16 protein-coding genes are annotated in these 15,548 nt (G+C 52.1%); 2 read left to right on the top strand and 14 right to left on the bottom strand.

Going from position 1 to position 15,548, the window contains the following annotated elements; translation table 11 throughout:
* Window positions 1-8: 8 nt before the first annotated feature.
* Together WC515_08170 and WC515_08165 are read left to right on the top strand one after the other, a co-directional pair.
* Window positions 9-788, top strand: coding sequence for a glycosyltransferase family 2 protein (locus WC515_08170; GenBank protein MFA5147336.1), 780 nt, complete (start codon window positions 9-11; stop codon window positions 786-788).
* On the top strand, window positions 754-1,545 hold the full coding sequence (locus WC515_08165; protein MFA5147335.1) for an FkbM family methyltransferase: 792 nt from the start codon (window positions 754-756) through the stop codon (window positions 1,543-1,545). The genes WC515_08170 and WC515_08165 overlap by 35 nt, the downstream gene beginning before the upstream one ends.
* On the opposite strand, the gene WC515_08160 is transcribed toward WC515_08165, so the two are convergent.
* The 14 genes from WC515_08160 to WC515_08095 form a co-directional block, all read right to left on the bottom strand.
* Window positions 1,540-2,868 carry an O-antigen ligase family protein gene (locus WC515_08160; protein MFA5147334.1) on the bottom strand — a complete coding sequence of 443 codons (1,329 nt, stop codon included), beginning with the start codon at window positions 2,866-2,868 and terminating at the stop codon, window positions 1,540-1,542. The two genes, WC515_08165 and WC515_08160, sit on opposite strands and share 6 nt — an antisense overlap.
* A gap of 13 nt (window positions 2,869-2,881) precedes the next feature.
* Window positions 2,882-4,210, bottom strand: a complete 1,329-nt coding sequence (locus tag WC515_08155) for an O-antigen ligase family protein (protein MFA5147333.1) — start codon at window positions 4,208-4,210, stop codon at window positions 2,882-2,884.
* 15 nt (window positions 4,211-4,225) lie between these two features.
* On the bottom strand, window positions 4,226-4,633 hold the full coding sequence (locus tag WC515_08150) for an NIL domain-containing protein (GenBank protein MFA5147332.1): 408 nt from the start codon (window positions 4,631-4,633) through the stop codon (window positions 4,226-4,228).
* A 19-nt stretch (window positions 4,634-4,652) separates the two neighbouring features.
* The gene (locus tag WC515_08145) at window positions 4,653-5,372 is read right to left on the bottom strand and encodes a UPF0280 family protein (protein ID MFA5147331.1); all 720 of its coding nucleotides are present in this window, start codon (window positions 5,370-5,372) and stop codon (window positions 4,653-4,655) included.
* A 1-nt stretch (window position 5,373) separates the two neighbouring features.
* On the bottom strand, window positions 5,374-6,390 hold the full coding sequence (hypE, locus tag WC515_08140; GenBank protein ID MFA5147330.1) for a hydrogenase expression/formation protein HypE: 1,017 nt from the start codon (window positions 6,388-6,390) through the stop codon (window positions 5,374-5,376).
* 28 nt (window positions 6,391-6,418) lie between these two features.
* Entirely contained in the window at window positions 6,419-7,498 is a 1,080-nt protein-coding gene (gene hypD, locus WC515_08135; GenBank protein ID MFA5147329.1) for a hydrogenase formation protein HypD, read from the bottom strand.
* Window positions 7,495-7,701 carry a HypC/HybG/HupF family hydrogenase formation chaperone gene (locus tag WC515_08130; GenBank protein MFA5147328.1) on the bottom strand — a complete coding sequence of 69 codons (207 nt, stop codon included), beginning with the start codon at window positions 7,699-7,701 and terminating at the stop codon, window positions 7,495-7,497. Before WC515_08130 ends, hypD begins: the two co-directional genes overlap by 4 nt.
* Window positions 7,692-8,822: a hypothetical protein gene (locus WC515_08125; GenBank protein MFA5147327.1), complete on the bottom strand. Its 1,131-nt coding sequence runs from the start codon at window positions 8,820-8,822 to the stop codon at window positions 7,692-7,694. The genes WC515_08130 and WC515_08125 overlap by 10 nt, the downstream gene beginning before the upstream one ends.
* Window positions 8,823-8,877: 55 nt before the next feature.
* Window positions 8,878-9,447 (bottom strand): arginine decarboxylase, pyruvoyl-dependent, encoded by a 570-nt coding sequence (locus WC515_08120; protein ID MFA5147326.1) that lies wholly within the window; start codon window positions 9,445-9,447, stop codon window positions 8,878-8,880.
* 13 nt (window positions 9,448-9,460) lie between these two features.
* Window positions 9,461-10,378 (bottom strand): agmatinase, encoded by a 918-nt coding sequence (speB, locus tag WC515_08115; protein MFA5147325.1) that lies wholly within the window; start codon window positions 10,376-10,378, stop codon window positions 9,461-9,463.
* Between the two features lie 6 nt (window positions 10,379-10,384).
* Window positions 10,385-11,401, bottom strand: a complete 1,017-nt coding sequence (locus WC515_08110; GenBank protein MFA5147324.1) for a hypothetical protein — start codon at window positions 11,399-11,401, stop codon at window positions 10,385-10,387.
* 22 nt (window positions 11,402-11,423) lie between these two features.
* Window positions 11,424-12,386 carry a zinc metalloprotease HtpX gene (locus WC515_08105; protein ID MFA5147323.1) on the bottom strand — a complete coding sequence of 321 codons (963 nt, stop codon included), beginning with the start codon at window positions 12,384-12,386 and terminating at the stop codon, window positions 11,424-11,426.
* Between the two features lie 20 nt (window positions 12,387-12,406).
* A complete protein-coding gene (locus tag WC515_08100) occupies window positions 12,407-13,324 on the bottom strand; it encodes a hypothetical protein (protein MFA5147322.1) in 918 nt (305 codons plus the stop codon).
* A 127-nt stretch (window positions 13,325-13,451) separates the two neighbouring features.
* Window positions 13,452-15,548 (bottom strand): hypothetical protein (locus WC515_08095; GenBank protein MFA5147321.1); only part of this gene is annotated, 2,097 nt, incomplete at its 5' end.

Here is a 15,548-nt window from a genome sequence, read left to right as displayed (position 1 = left end):
GGAATACTATGGCAAAGGTATCGGCATTACTTATCACCCAGAATAACGAATCTACCATAGAGGCGTGCCTGGAGTCGGTGCGATGGGTCGATGAGATCATAGTGGTCGACGCGCTGAGCAAAGACAGGACGCCGGAGATAGCCGGGCGCTACACCGACAAGGTCATCTCGCGGCCCTGGAAAGGATTTTATGACCAGCGTGTCTTCTCGCTGCTCAAGGCAACATGTGAATTCGTCCTCATCATAGATGCCGACGAGACGCTTGACCCCGAAGCGTGCAATGAGGTGAAGAGGATAATAAACTCCCGGGATACACTCGAGGGTTACTATCTCACAAGTTTCATCTATTTCATGGGGAGGCCTCTCTACTATGCTCAACTGCCGCACGCTGTCCTGCGCCTCTTCAGGAGAGAGGCGGGTTTCGTACTGAATAAGCCGGGGAGGCGCGGCCATGAGGGATATCTGGTGCACGGCAGGACAGGTTTCCTGAAAGGCAGGATACGCCATTATACGGCAAACACGATAGCGGAACGCGTTGTCAAGACCGACAGGTGGTCGACGTTCTGGGCCGAGGAGAGGGCGGAATGGAAAACGCGCCCGCCGTCGGCATATACTGCCATGTACGCTGCCGCCAGGAGTCTTTTCGGGAATTTCCTGATCAGGCAGGGGTTCCGGGACGGTTTCCCCGGTTTTGTATGGTGTGCCCTGAGGGCGCTTGAAAATTTTCTCAAATACGCCAAGCTCTGGGAGGCATATGAGGCATCTGACGGTGATAAAGATCCTGCATAAGATAGCGACGCTGGCCAATATCATGGCCCTGTACAGGACCTGGCACCTTGTCATCCTGGATAGATTCAACTGCCTGAACGGTATCATCACGCACACGCTGAGGGACGGCACACGTTACCTCACCAAAGCAAAAAAAGACGACACCGGGAAGATAAATTCCATATATATAGAAAAAGAATATAGTGAGTGCCTGAAATATGTCCGGGACCGCGGAGTGGTGATAGATATCGGGGCGCATATCGGGGTCTTCTCTGTCTTCATAGAGAGATCGGCTAAAGGCGTCACAGTTTACAGCTACGAACCGTGCCGTGAAAATTTCGACCTGCTCGAGAAGAACGTGCGGTTGAACGGGTTGTGTGACAGCATCAGGGTATTCAACGCGGGCCTGAGCGGCACGGGAGGACGGAGGGAACTTTTTCTCGATCCGGTCAACGACGGTGCGCATTCCATCATTGAAAGGAAGGATCTCTCTGTCATCATAGATACGGTCTCCCTGAAAGATATATTCGATGAGAACGGCATTGAGCGGTGCGACTTTTTAAAGATGGACTGTGAAGGGGCGGAGTACGAAACGCTCTACAACACGCCGGGAGAATATCTTGACAGGATAGGGGCCATATCCATGGAATACCACGACAACGGAGATATCGGAGATCTTATAAAATTCCTGGAACGTAACGGGTTTATCATCGGCCCCAGACGGGCAGAGACCGCATTACTGCACGCGCATAAGGATATGCCGCCGCGCAGATCATGATATACGCTCCTCTTTATACCTGCACCTGTTGACCATAACCGTCAGCATGCCGCACATTATCCAGAAATTGAGCATACCGCCCGGCACGTGATAGACGTTATTTGCGAGGAAGTTGAACTGCTGCACTATGATGCCGCACGCGGCGCCGAAGACGTAGTACCTGGTATTGTTATCTTCTATGTACCTGAGGCCGGTGAAGAGATATTTTATGATAAGGAACAGCATAAAGCAGAATATGGCCAGGCCCTGTATCCCCACCCTGGACAATAGATGGATGTAGAAGCTGTTGAAACCCACCCATATGTTATTTGCCGGGATTATTCTCCACTCCGGGTCTATGTTGCATCCGAAGCCCACGCCGAAAGGATAACGCACGAAGAGGTCCAGAAAAAGCTTTAAATAGGTGATACGCATATCCGACGTTATGCCGGTCGTATATATACGGTGTTCGTAATATTTCCGTATCGGTTCCAGGAATATGAAGTAGCTTACCGCAAATATGGGAACGTAGAACCATAATTTTTTTACCCTCGTCATGGCCAGTATGACCGAAAGCACGAAGAGCCCCAGAAGCGATGCCCTGGAACTGGCAAAATAGATGCAGAGGACCGTCAGGACCAGCCCTATGAATATGAGTATCCTGCTGGCGGGCCGGTATTTACCCATCAGGAGCAGGCTGGCGAATATGCTTGCGAAGACCATGAGCTGCGCGCCCAGGGTATTGGGGTCTCCGTAGCTCGATATGGTCCGCCTGTTAGCTATAAACTGCCCCAATAACGCTTTATAGCTGCTTGAATTATACGTCACATACTCTACCAGGATGGACTGCCCGAATACCAGTAACAGTATCCCGTACAGGGAGATGAGGGCCCCGCATATCAGGCTGCCTGTGATGAATACCTTTACGCACCGTTCATTGTCAAACAGGTCCAGGACCATGAAGAAGATGAAGAATGCCAGGAAATATATGAATGTCTCGAGAGCCATCGTATTCAGATCGCCGCCGTTTATTACGCCTATCGCTATTGCCAGGACCGATGCGATGATATAAAAGGGAAATACGCCGCCGATGGGGCTTCCGGCCGATCGTCTTCTCTTTACAAATAACAAAGACAACGACCATCTGGCCATAAGGAATAAGACGAACATGTACCCCAGGGGAAGAGGGTATTTCCAGTTCATGGATACGAGGAAACCTGCCCGCGGTGCTAGGAATACAAAGATGAGCAAAAATATCATCGAAAACCACGGCTTCGTAAAAAAGACGATCCCGCCTACGAGAAAAAAGGCGAGCAAAACTATATCGAGCCTGGTCTCTGCCATATCGTATATCTCTTTACGATGCCGTATTGTCCCGGGATCTAGACCTGTTTATGATGATCGTCAGCATGCCGCACATTATCCAGAAATTGAGCATACCGCCCGGCACGTGATAGACATTATTGGCGATGAAGTTGAACTGCTGCACTATGATGCCGCACGCGGCGCCGAAGACGTAGTATCTCGTATTGACATCTTTTATGTACCTGAGGCCGGTGAAGAGATATTTTATGATAAGAAACAGCATCAGGCAGAAGAGGACCACCCCCTGTATCCCTATCCTCGAAAATATGTGTATATAGAAGCTATTGAAGCCCAGCCATACGTTACCGGCCGGGATTATGTTCCACTTCTCGTCTATGTTGCATCCGAAGCCCACGCCGAAAGGATAACGCACGAAGAGGTCCAGAAAAAGCTTTAAATAGGTGATACGCATATCCGACGTTATGCCGGTCGTATATATGCGGTGCTCGTAATATTTCCGTATCGGTTCCAGGAATATGAAGTAGCTTATGGTGAGTATGGGGACATAGAACCACAGCTTCTTCACCCTCGTCATGGCCAGTATCATAGAGAGGACGAACAACCCCATGAGCGATGCCCTGGAACTGGCAAAATAGATGCAGAGGACCGTCAGGATGAGCCCTGCGAAGAGGAGGATCTTACCCGTTGACCTGTATTTACCCATGAGGAGCAGGCTGGCGAATATGCTTGCGAAGACCATGAGCTGCGCGCTCAGGGTATTGGGGTCTCCGTAGCTCGATATGGTCCGCCTGTTCATGATAAATTGCCCCAGGAGCGCCTTGTAGTTGCTCGACGTATAAGTCAGATACTCTATAAGGATGGACTGGCCGAATATCAATAAGAGTATCCCGTACAGGGAGATCATCGCACCGCATATCAGGCTGCCTGTGATGAATACCTTTACGCACCGTTCATTGTCGAATAGATCCAGGACCATGAAGAAGATGAAGAATGCCAGGAAATATATGAATGTCTCGAGGACCATTGTGTTGATATCGCCGTTATTGATCACGCCGACGATTATAGCAACGACCGATACTATCACATAGAAAGGGAATACCTTATCTATAGGGCTTCCTTCCGATCTTTTCTTCTTTACAAAGAGGAGATGCAGGAACCATTTGGCCATCAGGAATACGACGAATATGTACCCCAGGGGGAGAGGATACTTCCAGTTGGTGGAGACGAGGAAACCTGCCCGCGGTGCGAGGAATACCAGTATGAGTATAGAGACGACGGAGAAGAGCGGCTTCGACAGGAATACGATCCCTGCTATGAAAAAAAGCGACAGAAAAACAATGTCTAATCTGGTCTCTGCCATCCCGTCAGCCCATGGTCAAAATTTTACGGTCATTGCGCGCGGGGGGCACGCCCTCACGCACAATTCGCAGGCGATGCACTTCTCGCTGTCAAAGATGACCTTCATCGTCTTCTTGTCAACGTATAGAGCGGCTGTAGGACATACGGTGATACATGCGCCGCAATGTGTGCACCTAGAGTCATTCCTCGTCACATCCTGGCTCAGCGGCTGGATCTTCACGCCGAGCCCGGTAAGATACTTCACACCTTCGGCGTAATTCTCTTTCTTGCCGGTAAGTTCAAGGACCATGAGCCCCTCTTCCTTGGGGGTTATCCTGGCCTGGAGTATATTGAAGACCAGGTCATATTCCTTGACCAGCTTGTACACTATAGGTTTATCCAAGAGATCATGAGGAAACGTCAGGACTATTCTCTTCGATACCATGATATACCTCCCCGCAATATTATACGAGTTTTATCTCTCCCCAGCTTCCCATTTTGCTTCCTGCCAGGATCAGGACACCGCGCACCCCTTCTATCGACCTGGCCAATTCTACCCCTCTTCCGATATCCTCTTCGCTCTTCACCGCGTTGCCCGCGGCCGTAGCTACCGCGTCGGCAAGCGCGGTATTCTCCGATATTATAAGCGCGGCATCGGCCCTGCCGAAGCTTAAGGAATGGCTTACGGTCCCGCTTGACGTGCAGACACCCAGCCCTTTTTCACCGGTCCGTATCTCGACTGCCAGCTTCCCGGTAAACGGCGAATCTTCGCCGGCATATATGCCCGCTATTCGCGGCCTGTCTGTCCTGATAAATATATCGCCGCCGTTCTCTACTATAACCTGTCCCGAATATCTAAGCAAGTCCTTTCCGACAAATTCAGCTATGGCGCCTGCTATCGCTGCCATGGGGCCGACGCCCGCCCTGCGGGCCGCATCGGCCATCGTCCTGATTATCCCGCACGCGCCGTTCTTTACATCGACCGGTTCCAGTGAAGCGTAAAACGACGGATCGCTTTCTATATACTCTTCGATATCGCCTCGATAGTTAAGCACCGACTCCCGAGCCTGGGATGCCAGGTCCCTGTCGGCAGAGATCAGGAGGTCCGTCTCTTTCTCTATCACCTCAAAAGATACGAGGTCATCGCTCTTAACCCACTTTCTGTATGCTCTCGGTTTATACATTTCAACAGATCCTCGGCAGCTGTTCGCCGGAAAGCATGCCGACTATACGGGTCCCGCCGGCGGCGGTCTTCAGGACAACCTTGCCTTTATGCTCTCCGACGATCCTGCCTATGATCGCGGCACCCCTTCCCAGGGTATCTCTCCTGATCACGCTCAATGCCCCCGCTGCGTCGGTCCCGGAGATCACCAAAACCGCGCGCCCTTCGCAGGCCAGGTACAGGGGGTCAAATCCCAGAAGTTCGCATGCTTCTCTCGTCGCTTCGCGTACAGGCAGGGCCTTTTCATCCAGCACGATACCGAACGGGCGCCCGTTTGATATTTCATTCAACGTGGTGGCAAGACCGCCCCGCGTGGGATCCCTCATAAACCTGACATTTGATGATACCTTCAACAATTTTCGTATAAGGCCGTTCAGCGGGGCCGAGTCGCTTTTTACGCTCGAGCCGAATTCCATCCCTTCCCTCTTCGACAGGATAGCTATGGCGTGATCCCCTACAGGGCCGGTCACAAGCACGAGATCTCCGGGCCTTATGGAGCCGGCCGACAGTCCTTTATAATATATTTCTCCTATACCGCTGGTATTGATAAAAAGTCTGTCACATGACCCCCTCTCCACCACTTTCGTATCTCCCGTCACTATCCGGACGCCCGCGATCCGGGCAGCGGTCTTTATGGAATGTGTTACGTTTTCCAGCGCGCATCTGTCCAACCCCTCTTCGATAATAAGAGAAAGAGAGATGAAGAGCGGCCGCGCGCCGCATACGGAGAGGTCGTTCACCGTGCCGTAGACTGCCAGGCTGCCTATATCTCCTCCGGGAAAGAAGATAGGGTCCACTACATATGAATCGGTGGTGAAAGCGATCTCTTTACCGCCGATAGCAACTACCGCGGAATCCATCTTCTCCCGCAGGATATCATTATCGAGCTCTTTGATGAAGAGAGAATCTATCAGCTGATGCATCAGTTTTCCCCCGCTCCCATGCGCCAGCATTATCTTTTCGCTTTTTTCTTTTTTCATCTTTTCCCTATACCCAATACCCTAAACCCTATACCCTGTATTTAAAATACGCCGCGCATGTTCCTTCGCTCGAGACCATGCAAGAGCCTACCGGCGTCTCGGGGGTGCAGACCCTGCCGAACAATCGACACTCGTGAGGCGTCTTTGTTCCTTTAAGGACATCTCCGCATAAACAGGCCTTATTCTCTCTTACCGGCCTTATCTTTATGTCGAACTTTTTCCCCGCATCCCACCCGGCAAAACGTTCCCGTATCGCAAGCCCGCTATTCCTTACGGTCCCGATACCGCGCCATGCCGAATCTGTCTTCTTAAAGACCTCCGCGATCATTTTTCTGGCGACCCTGTTCCCGTCCCTGCCGATGGCCCTGGTGTACTGTATATCCAAACCTGGGGTCCTTTGCGATACCAGCATAAGTATCGCCTGCAGTATATCGAGCGGCTCAAATCCGGTTATAACACACCGCTTCTTGTACTTCCGGTGCAGAAAACCGTACGGCGACGGCCCTATTATGGCGCTCACATGCCCCGGCAGGATGAACCCGTCTATCGCTACGGACGGATCGCTGACGAGCTCACGTAAGGCCTCCGGCATCGTCTTGTGCCCGCAAAGGACGGAGTAATTCTTCACCCCGTATCTCTTCGCGTCCAGTATCGATACCGCTACCGTCGGGATGGTCGTCTCAAAACCCACTCCTAAAAAGATGATCTCTTTTCCCGGATTCCGTCTGGCGATATCGAGGGAATCGGTGCTGGAATAGACCACCCTGACAGAGCATCCTTTTGCCCTCTCCTTTTCCAGCGTGGAATATGACCCGGGGACCCTTAACATATCACCGAACGTCGTTACGACAGCGCCCTTCATCTTCGCAAGAGCGATCGCACTGTCTAAAAAAGAGTTAGGTGTAACACACACGGGGCAACCGGGCCCTGATATGAGCTCTATATTACTGGGCAGGATCTCTCTTAGACCGAACCTGAAGATATTCATGGTATGCGTCCCGCATACGTCCATGAACCTGTATGTCCGGTTGCGGTCCACCGTACCGCGTATCTTCCGTGCGATGGCGTATATCAGCTTTCCGTCCCTGAACTCATCGACGTATTTCATATGCTCCGGAGCAGCTTGAGCGTCTTTTTGGCCTCACCGGTCTTGAGCTTCTCGATCGCAAAACCGGCATGCAGTATGACGTAATCCCCCGCCTTCAGGCCTTTTATCAGGGAGAGATTAGCTTTACGCCTGAGCCCGCCGGTTTCGACCACACCGTCATCGCCGTCTATCCTGACCACTTTCATCGGGATGCCTAAACACATAGTACTCTCGCATTTGCTATAGCCAGTTGCCCTATCGCGATACCCGTATCGTTGGTAAGAAAATTCGAATGGGTATGGACTTTAAAACCTTTGCCCTTAAGAGACGCGGAGACGCGGCCAATAAGATACTTATTCTGGAATACACCGCCGCTCAGGACTGCCTCTCTTATACCTGTCTTCTTGCGTAACCTCGCGCATATATCGGTTATAGCCGCCGCAACCGTATTATGAAATTTTGCCGATATCGTCCCGCTGTCTCTCTTCTTCGCCAGATCCTTTACGATCCCGCGGATGGTAAGGCGAAAATCGACTTCCGGGATACCGTCTCCTTTACCGACCTCAAGATCATACCGGTCGGAGCAGGCCCCATCCGCAAGCATCTCGAACTTTACCGGCAGCTCTGCCTCGTAATGTGCCTCTTTCTTCCCCAGCGTTATACTCGCTGCTGCGTCAAAGAGGCGCCCGGCGCTTGAGGTCAAAGGCGCGTTTATGCCTCTCTTTACGGCGGCGGCAAGCGCGCCCCATCGCTTCTTATCTATCTTTTCAACCAGGTCGATCTTAATATCCAGAAAGGCATCCCCGAATGCGCGGTACAGATAAACGGCCGCCATGCGCCACGGCTCCCGTATCGCAAGCTCTCCGCCCGGCATGGGTAGATACGCAAAATGAGCAGCCCTTTCAAACTTTTCCGGATCGCCGGTGAAGAACTCCCCTCCCCATATCTTCCCGTCGGTGCCGAACCCCGTGCCGTCTAACGCTACGCCTATGACCTTACCTTTTATTCCGTTGTCGACTATGGCGCTTGCGATATGCGCTTCGTGGTGCTGTATCTTACAGAGCATGGAGTTGGGAGCTTGGAGCTGGGAGTCCTCAGCAAAACGGGTAGAATAATAACCCGGATGCAGATCACATGCTATAATAACAGGTCTTATTTTAGCATCCTTTACCGCCTTTTTGATCGACTTTTCGTATCGAGCCAGGTTGTCCGCATCTCCAAGGTCGCCGAAACCCTCATACAGAAACGCCTCCCTTCCCTTCGCCAGGGCAAATGCCCCCTTGAGGTCAGCGCCGCAGGCAAGGATAGGTCTTCCGACGGCAAAAGGCAGGCGGATCGTTCTCATATAACAGATATTATAACAGAGATAGGGCTATTTTTAAATGTAAAATAAGGACGGGTTAAAAGATGAGGACGGCGGCGGCGACGACGGTGGAGTAATTCCCTTCCGGCCCTATGACGGCCGACTGCGTCGTGTTGGATGTGCGGACTATCTTATCGCTCAGGTGGTATATCTCCTTGTTCTCATCCCACGACTTGTCTTCGTCGAATTCAAGGCCGAGGGTGGACGCGAGCATTTCAACGGCCAGGTCTTCCGCGAAGTCCCCGGCCACTTTTTCGTTCTGTCCGAAGGCATGATGCTCGCTGAGATATCCGTAAGCGTGGGCGTCGGCCGGGACGGCGCACCCGATGCTCGCCGCGATGAGACGGTGCGGCTCATTGGAAGAACACCGTGACAATACCGTAAAGGTGATCATGCCGGGGTAGAGTTCCTTCAGCCCCTCGTTCTTCGATATCATCCTGCATTCCGGGGGGAATATGCTGGAGACATGGACGAGGTTACATTTCTCTATGCCGGCATCGCGCAACGCCGCCTCGAAACTCCTCAACTCCATCTTATGCGTACCCACCCCTTTTGTGAAGAACATCTTCTTCGGGACGAGCAGGTTTTTTCGCGGGACGAGTATCATATATATCCTTCGTTCATTTCTTATTGGAGAATATGTAGCCCAGGATCCTGTAGATGAGCTTCGCCGCGAGGAAATCGGACGCGACCTGACCGCTTATCGGGCAAAGCTCCACCACATCGAAACCGGCTATCTTCTTGTCTTTCGATATCTCGCGTAAAAGATCAAGCATCTCATACCAACCTATACCGCCCGGCTCCGGCGTCCCCACGGCCGGCATGAGCGAGGGATCGAAGACGTCCAGGTCTATGGTGATATAGACGTTCTCGGTGAGGCTGCCGGACACCCTGTCTTTCCACATCGGCGTATCGAGTATGTCATATACATCGAACGTCTTCACCCTGCCGCTGGCCGTCTGGCCGGTCAGGAAATCCTTCTCTTCCTTGGATAGGCTGCGCACCCCCGCCTGCACGATAGGACATATCTCGGAGATCCTGCGTGCGATACAGCCGTGGTTGAACTTAGAGCCTTTTAATTCGTCCCTCATATCATAATGCGCGTCGAGATGAAGGACCGAAATATTGGGATATGCCTCTTTCATCGCCTTTACGGCTCCGCTGGATATCGAATGCTCTCCCCCCAATATCACCGGAAATTTGCCGGCCTTCAGAAGCTCCTGGGTCGTCAGATATACCTTTTCTATCACGGCCTCCGGGGCAAGGCTCTCCACCTCCAGCGGGCTCATTGTATTTATACCGATCCTGAACGTCTCCTGATTAAGTTCATCGTCGAAGAGTTCCATATATTGAGAGGCGCTTATTATGGCGGCGGGCCCGTCTTTCGTGCCCTTGATGTAAGTAACCGTCCTGTCGTACGGCACCTGTACGATAACCGCCTTGGCCTTCTTGAAACTGCCGTACTCTCCGTCGATCCCTGCGAAGTTCCCGGCCGGCTTTGTCTCAGACGGTGTCATCATTATATCTTTATCATCCATGACCGCTCACCCCAATTCGTTCGATACCTTCCTCACCAGCTCCACTATCCTCCTGGCCCGGTCTTCATCCAGGACTCCGAGACCGCAACTGGGAGTGACGATAGAGCTTAAGGCGTCTCTCTCCACTCCCTTTGCGGCAAGCAGCGCCATATCATCTTTCAGCCTATCCACAAGGCTCTTCTTCGTCTCCCTGTCGATACCGTCCGAAGTCGGTATTATACCCCAGGCGATCGTCCCTCCGCCCGCTAAGAAATTTTTTATATCGGAGGTGTACAATAAAAATTCTTTCATGAAATTATACGTGTCGAAATTCAATATGTCAATCCCCCTCTTGAGGAGATATGACCAGTCGGTATTCCCGCAGCAATGTACGCCGCATAACGCCCCCGCCTCTTTTACCGCCCCTATCAGCTCGTCGAGTTTCCTGCCGGCGTCTTCCATATTGACGTTTACAAAACTCGACCCTATGGAGACCAGATACGGTTCATCAATGAATATGATGACGCGCGGGAATTTTTCTTTAAGCTTCTTTATCTGCCACCGCGTCTTCATCACGAGGAGCTTGGAGAGCACCTCGAACAGGTCCTTATCGTATATCACCGATTTCTTATTCTGGTCTGTCAAAAAAAGGGCGAAGCTTATGGGGCCGGTTACGTGTCCCTTTACGAATTTTATATCGTTCTTGCCGCCGTCTAACGATTCCAGGAAACGGTACAGGCCCTGCGCACGGTCTTCCGATATCCTGAAGAAATCAATATCCCCGTCGAGATACTTCTCATATACCTGCTCGATCTCCCCCGCGACCTTGTTCGTATCTATATGGATCGTCTTTGCGGCTTCGTCCACCACAGCCCCGGGAAGGCGCTCGGAGAACTGGACATACATATGCTCCAGAAAGGTCCTCCTTGGGAGCTGCGGCCAGAAAGGGATGGTCTTAAAATTATCGAATACGACCCGGCAAGCTTCCTGCGCGTCTTTGAATGGAAGGCTTCCTGCACCCGTTGCGTCAAAATCGAATTTCAATTATCTATCCCGTATTTTTGCTCTAAGAGCCCTGGAGTTCGCTGAGACGCTTTATCCTCTTAAGCATATTCGGATGAGTGCTCAGGAGTTCGAAGAGAGTATCGCCGAAGTGCATCTTTACGTTCTTTGACCGCAGCATCTCCAGCTCGTTGACGGATATGGTGCCGCTCTTATCCAGGTCCAGCTCGCGCAGGTCCTTGAACTCCTTGAGCGCCCGCGAAGGGTCGTTTGCGAAGAACGCCTTCAGCCCCTCCGCGTCCTTTATCGCCTCTCTCGGCATCCTGGCGGAGCCGTAGACGAGCTTATATAGAGCGGAGGCAAGCCATGAAGGGCTGTTCCCCAGGTCGACCGATCCCTTATCCGCGAAATATTCACGTATCCTGGAGGCATATAGCACCAGAAGATTGGTAAGGAAATAGAACGCGAACGCTATGAGCCCCACGACGGCCGCCGAGGACTGGCCGCGGTCGCGCCTGTCGCCGTAGAAAAGGAACTGCCAGGCTATCCTGTACAGTATCATCGGGATGACCGACAGGATGGTTATCGTCAGGACATCCCTGTTCTTGAGATGGCTCATCTCGTGGCCCAGGACAGCCCTCAGCTCTTCTTTGTTCAGGAGCCCTATTATGCCTTCCGTAACGCATATCCTGCCGTCCTTCAGAGACCTACCGAAAGCGAATGCGTTCGGAAGCGCCATCTGGGCTATGCCGATCCTCGGTGCCGGGATACCGGCCGCGCCGGCGAGCCCCCTCACCATACTGTGAAGTTCCGGGTATTCGCTCTCTTTTACATACTTCACGCGCATAGACCATTCGACGATCTTCGGCCCTATCATATACTGGACCAGCATCATGACCAGCGACAGGACCAGGTAGAAGTAAAAATTGGTAACACCCAGGTGATAACCCACCATCGACACGACGGCGTATACTATTGCGAATAGGACCGCGACCAAGAGATACATCCTTATCTTTAACGTCCACATAAAAATAACACCTCTCCTCTTTAGAACTGCGTGTCGACCTTCAGTATCCACTCCTGGAAGACGGTCGTATTCTTGCCCCAGAGCGTCATACCGTACTGGAATTCGATGTTGAAGAGTTTACCGCCTTCGCGCTTTATGCTGTCACCGCCGAATACCTTCCATACACCGCCGACCCTGACTATGCCGTAACTCTCCTTGATACTGCCTGTGCCGGGATGACACTGGTAACCGTCCACTTCCCCCTTCAGAAGAAGCCATTGCACAGGATGGAGGCCTCCCTCTACAAAATACGGTATATCGTTACAGACATGGCGCGTCCTCCAGCGGTAGCCGGTCTCCGCGCCGAGGTAGCATGGGACCTTTGGCTCTGCGTTCCACGGAAGAGGCAAAGGCAGGTCGAACGACTTCCCTATAAGGATACGCTGTTCCACCGCATCATCACCGCGGCCGATCGAGGGCTGGTTCGTGAATGCCGGATCGTCACCGTGATAATTGCCGTACCCCGGGTAGATAAAGACCTTCGTCTGCGTGCTGACAACAAGAGGTTTATCTATAAAACGGAGACGACCGCCCACTTTTATACTGGTTATACCATGGTTCTTCCGGGCGAAATCGGTAAGCCCCGCCCATGGCCTGTCCTTACTATCCTGTTTATAATGCGACTCCTTATATTCCATGTAAGTGAGCGCCGTCAGCCAATCGGTGACGCCGAACTCCAATTTCGGTTCCTGAACGAACTCCCACGTCCTGGCGTTGGCGGTGAGGGGCTTCAGCTTCCCTTCATGCGTAAACTCGCGTTTCGCGTAGTCCCATTTCATGTAGTATTCCCCCCACACCTTATGTTTAGGGACCGTCCATGCTCCGGCGAAGACCTTATCGACGAACGATAAAGAGATAAATATGGCCGTTGCCGCTATCATGATGCTGCGATTTTTCATAACTATTTACCCCTCCCTCTGTTATGTCGTAAAAAGTATACCTCTTTATCGACGGATTGTCAAAATATTAAAAAGATAGGGTATATTATATGCTCATATAATATACCCTATCGTGCAAAGCTCTTTTTTAATTCAGCTGTGTCGTGAGATCCTTGGTCTTGGTGGTATCGACCATTGCCGGGCTCATGGTATACCCCGCATCCTGCGATCCCGTATACGTCTGCGCCAGCTGGCCCTCTATGCCGAGGCGGGCGTCGACTTCCGGATCCGTAATTGTCGTCGTCTCCGTCTCCCCAAGCGGCGCTGACATGGTCAATGCCATCGTCATGGCAAGCGGCTCTGCATAAGGCAGTTCCGCAGGGAGCGGCGTCCCGAAGACCCCCGTCGTCTCGGAATACGACAGCACCTGGGTACACGCCGCATCCAGGTACAGGACCGGCGCTGAGGTCGTATATTGATATTCAACGATGGGGCTGCCCCAGGGGTTATTAATATCTGCGAGCTGGCTCACGAACCATTTCCCGCTGGCTATATCATGAGTCATACGCGGATTGTACACGTGGAATATATTAACTCCGATCTTCAGATAGATACCGTCGCCGCGGCCGTTATCCGGGTTGTTATCATTATCAAAGTACTGGTAGAACCACCATACGGTCTGCACCTGTGTATCGCTGCTGTTATACTTTTTAAAACCCTCGATGCGGTATGAGCCGGATGTCTCGAACCACTGCTCGTATTTTTCGATGAGCGCGTCGGAGGCGTTATAGGCCTCTGTCACGGCGGCTCTATCGCTTCCGGACCAGTATGACAGATACACATATTTCTTCGTACCGTTCGACTCCGCCGTATTAAGCGTCTTCTCCCTCAGCCGGCCGTAACGTTCATCAGCGGTCGTCGCGGGATCATCCGTACCGTAGTATGCCTCATCGTAATATTTGTAGTCGATATTACCGGAGCCATCCGCCGAGGTGAGTTCCTTTTCCGCCATGCGGTTCGTGCCGTTATTGTAATATGTATACGCGGCCTTCAGGGTAGACCAGTTATTGTCGGTATAGCCCGATTTGGTCTGCAACCGTCCGTCCGCATCGTCCCAATATGTATAAGCATAAGAGAGGCATCCGTCCGAATCCGCGCTCTGGCGTTTCGTCCTGTCTGTCCTCCCTAACCCCTGGGAGTTCCAATCCTCGTTAAGATAGTGATAGTAGATATTACCGCCGGAATCCTGCGTGGCGAGCGTCTTTGATTCCATCATTTCTGACGCATAGTAGGTATACGTTATGTGGTTTACCAGGTTGGTGCCGGCCTCAAGGTCCGCAAGGGTGTTATATATCAGGTCGTCCTGCGGCTGCCATGCGGCAGTGAAGTTACTGGACTTATGCCATTTCGAGTCAGGGGTGCCGGTCTCTGTGATGCCGGGGGCGATAGTTACACCGTCGAAGTAGAATATCTTCTCCTGCAACACGCCTGCGGCATTGAAGGTGTACTTTTCGTACTTGGTGTTCTTCGTCGTGCCGGAGTTGTCATAGATCGTCTTCGTCAGGGTGTTCCCTGCCCCGTCATAGGTGTATACGATATGGACTACGAGGTTGGTGCCTGCCTCAAGGTCGGTTATGGTGCTATAGATCAGGTCGTCCTGGTTCTTGAGGCCGCCTGTCGTGGTTATGAAGGAGCTCGACTTGTGCCACTTATTGTCTGAGGTGCCGGTCTCGGTCACTCCGGGGGCTATGGTGAGACCGTCGAAGTAGAATATCTTCTCAAGGAGCGTCCCTGCGGCGTTAAAGGTGTACTTTTCGTACTTATTGTTCTTGGTCGTGCCGGAGTTATCGTAGATCGACTTCGTCAGGATGTTACCCGATCCGTCATAGGTGTAGACGATGTGGGCTACGAGGTTAAGATTACCCTCGAGGTCTGTGATCGAGCTATAGATCAGGTCGTCCTGCGGCTGGCCAAGACCGTTAAAGTTACTCGACTTATGCCATTTCGAGTCAGGGGTGCCGGTCTCTGTGATGCCGGGGGCGATAGTTACACCGTCGAAGTAGAATATCTTCTCCTGCAACACGCCTGCGGCATTGAAGGTGTACTTTTCGTACTTGGTGTTCTTCGTCGTGCCGGAGTTGTCATAGATCGTCTTCGTCAGGGTGTTCCCTGCCCCGTCATAGGTGTATACGATATGGACTACGAGGTTGGTGCCTGCCTCAAGGTCGGTTATGGTGCTATAGAT

The organism is Candidatus Omnitrophota bacterium (assembly GCA_041650805.1).
In the GTDB taxonomy this organism is placed as follows: domain Bacteria; phylum Omnitrophota; class Gorgyraeia; order 2-01-FULL-45-10; family 2-01-FULL-45-10; genus JBAZKM01.
This window is presented reverse-complemented; position numbering and strand designations above follow the sequence as displayed.

Coding starts and splice junctions, on each gene's coding strand:
- WC515_08170 (MFA5147336.1), top strand. CDS start 9: ATGGCAAAGGTATCGGCATTACTTATCACCCAGAATAACGAATCTACC.
- WC515_08165 (MFA5147335.1), top strand. CDS start 754: ATGAGGCATCTGACGGTGATAAAGATCCTGCATAAGATAGCGACGCTG.
- WC515_08160 (MFA5147334.1), bottom strand. CDS start 2,868: ATGGCAGAGACCAGGCTCGATATAGTTTTGCTCGCCTTTTTTCTCGTA.
- WC515_08155 (MFA5147333.1), bottom strand. CDS start 4,210: ATGGCAGAGACCAGATTAGACATTGTTTTTCTGTCGCTTTTTTTCATA.
- WC515_08150 (MFA5147332.1), bottom strand. CDS start 4,633: ATGGTATCGAAGAGAATAGTCCTGACGTTTCCTCATGATCTCTTGGAT.
- WC515_08145 (MFA5147331.1), bottom strand. CDS start 5,372: ATGTATAAACCGAGAGCATACAGAAAGTGGGTTAAGAGCGATGACCTC.
- hypE (MFA5147330.1), bottom strand. CDS start 6,390: ATGAAAAAAGAAAAAAGCGAAAAGATAATGCTGGCGCATGGGAGCGGG.
- hypD (MFA5147329.1), bottom strand. CDS start 7,498: ATGAAATACGTCGATGAGTTCAGGGACGGAAAGCTGATATACGCCATC.
- WC515_08130 (MFA5147328.1), bottom strand. CDS start 7,701: ATGTGTTTAGGCATCCCGATGAAAGTGGTCAGGATAGACGGCGATGAC.
- WC515_08125 (MFA5147327.1), bottom strand. CDS start 8,822: ATGAGAACGATCCGCCTGCCTTTTGCCGTCGGAAGACCTATCCTTGCC.
- WC515_08120 (MFA5147326.1), bottom strand. CDS start 9,447: ATGATACTCGTCCCGCGAAAAAACCTGCTCGTCCCGAAGAAGATGTTC.
- speB (MFA5147325.1), bottom strand. CDS start 10,378: ATGGATGATAAAGATATAATGATGACACCGTCTGAGACAAAGCCGGCC.
- WC515_08105 (MFA5147323.1), bottom strand. CDS start 12,386: ATGTGGACGTTAAAGATAAGGATGTATCTCTTGGTCGCGGTCCTATTC.
- WC515_08100 (MFA5147322.1), bottom strand. CDS start 13,324: ATGAAAAATCGCAGCATCATGATAGCGGCAACGGCCATATTTATCTCT.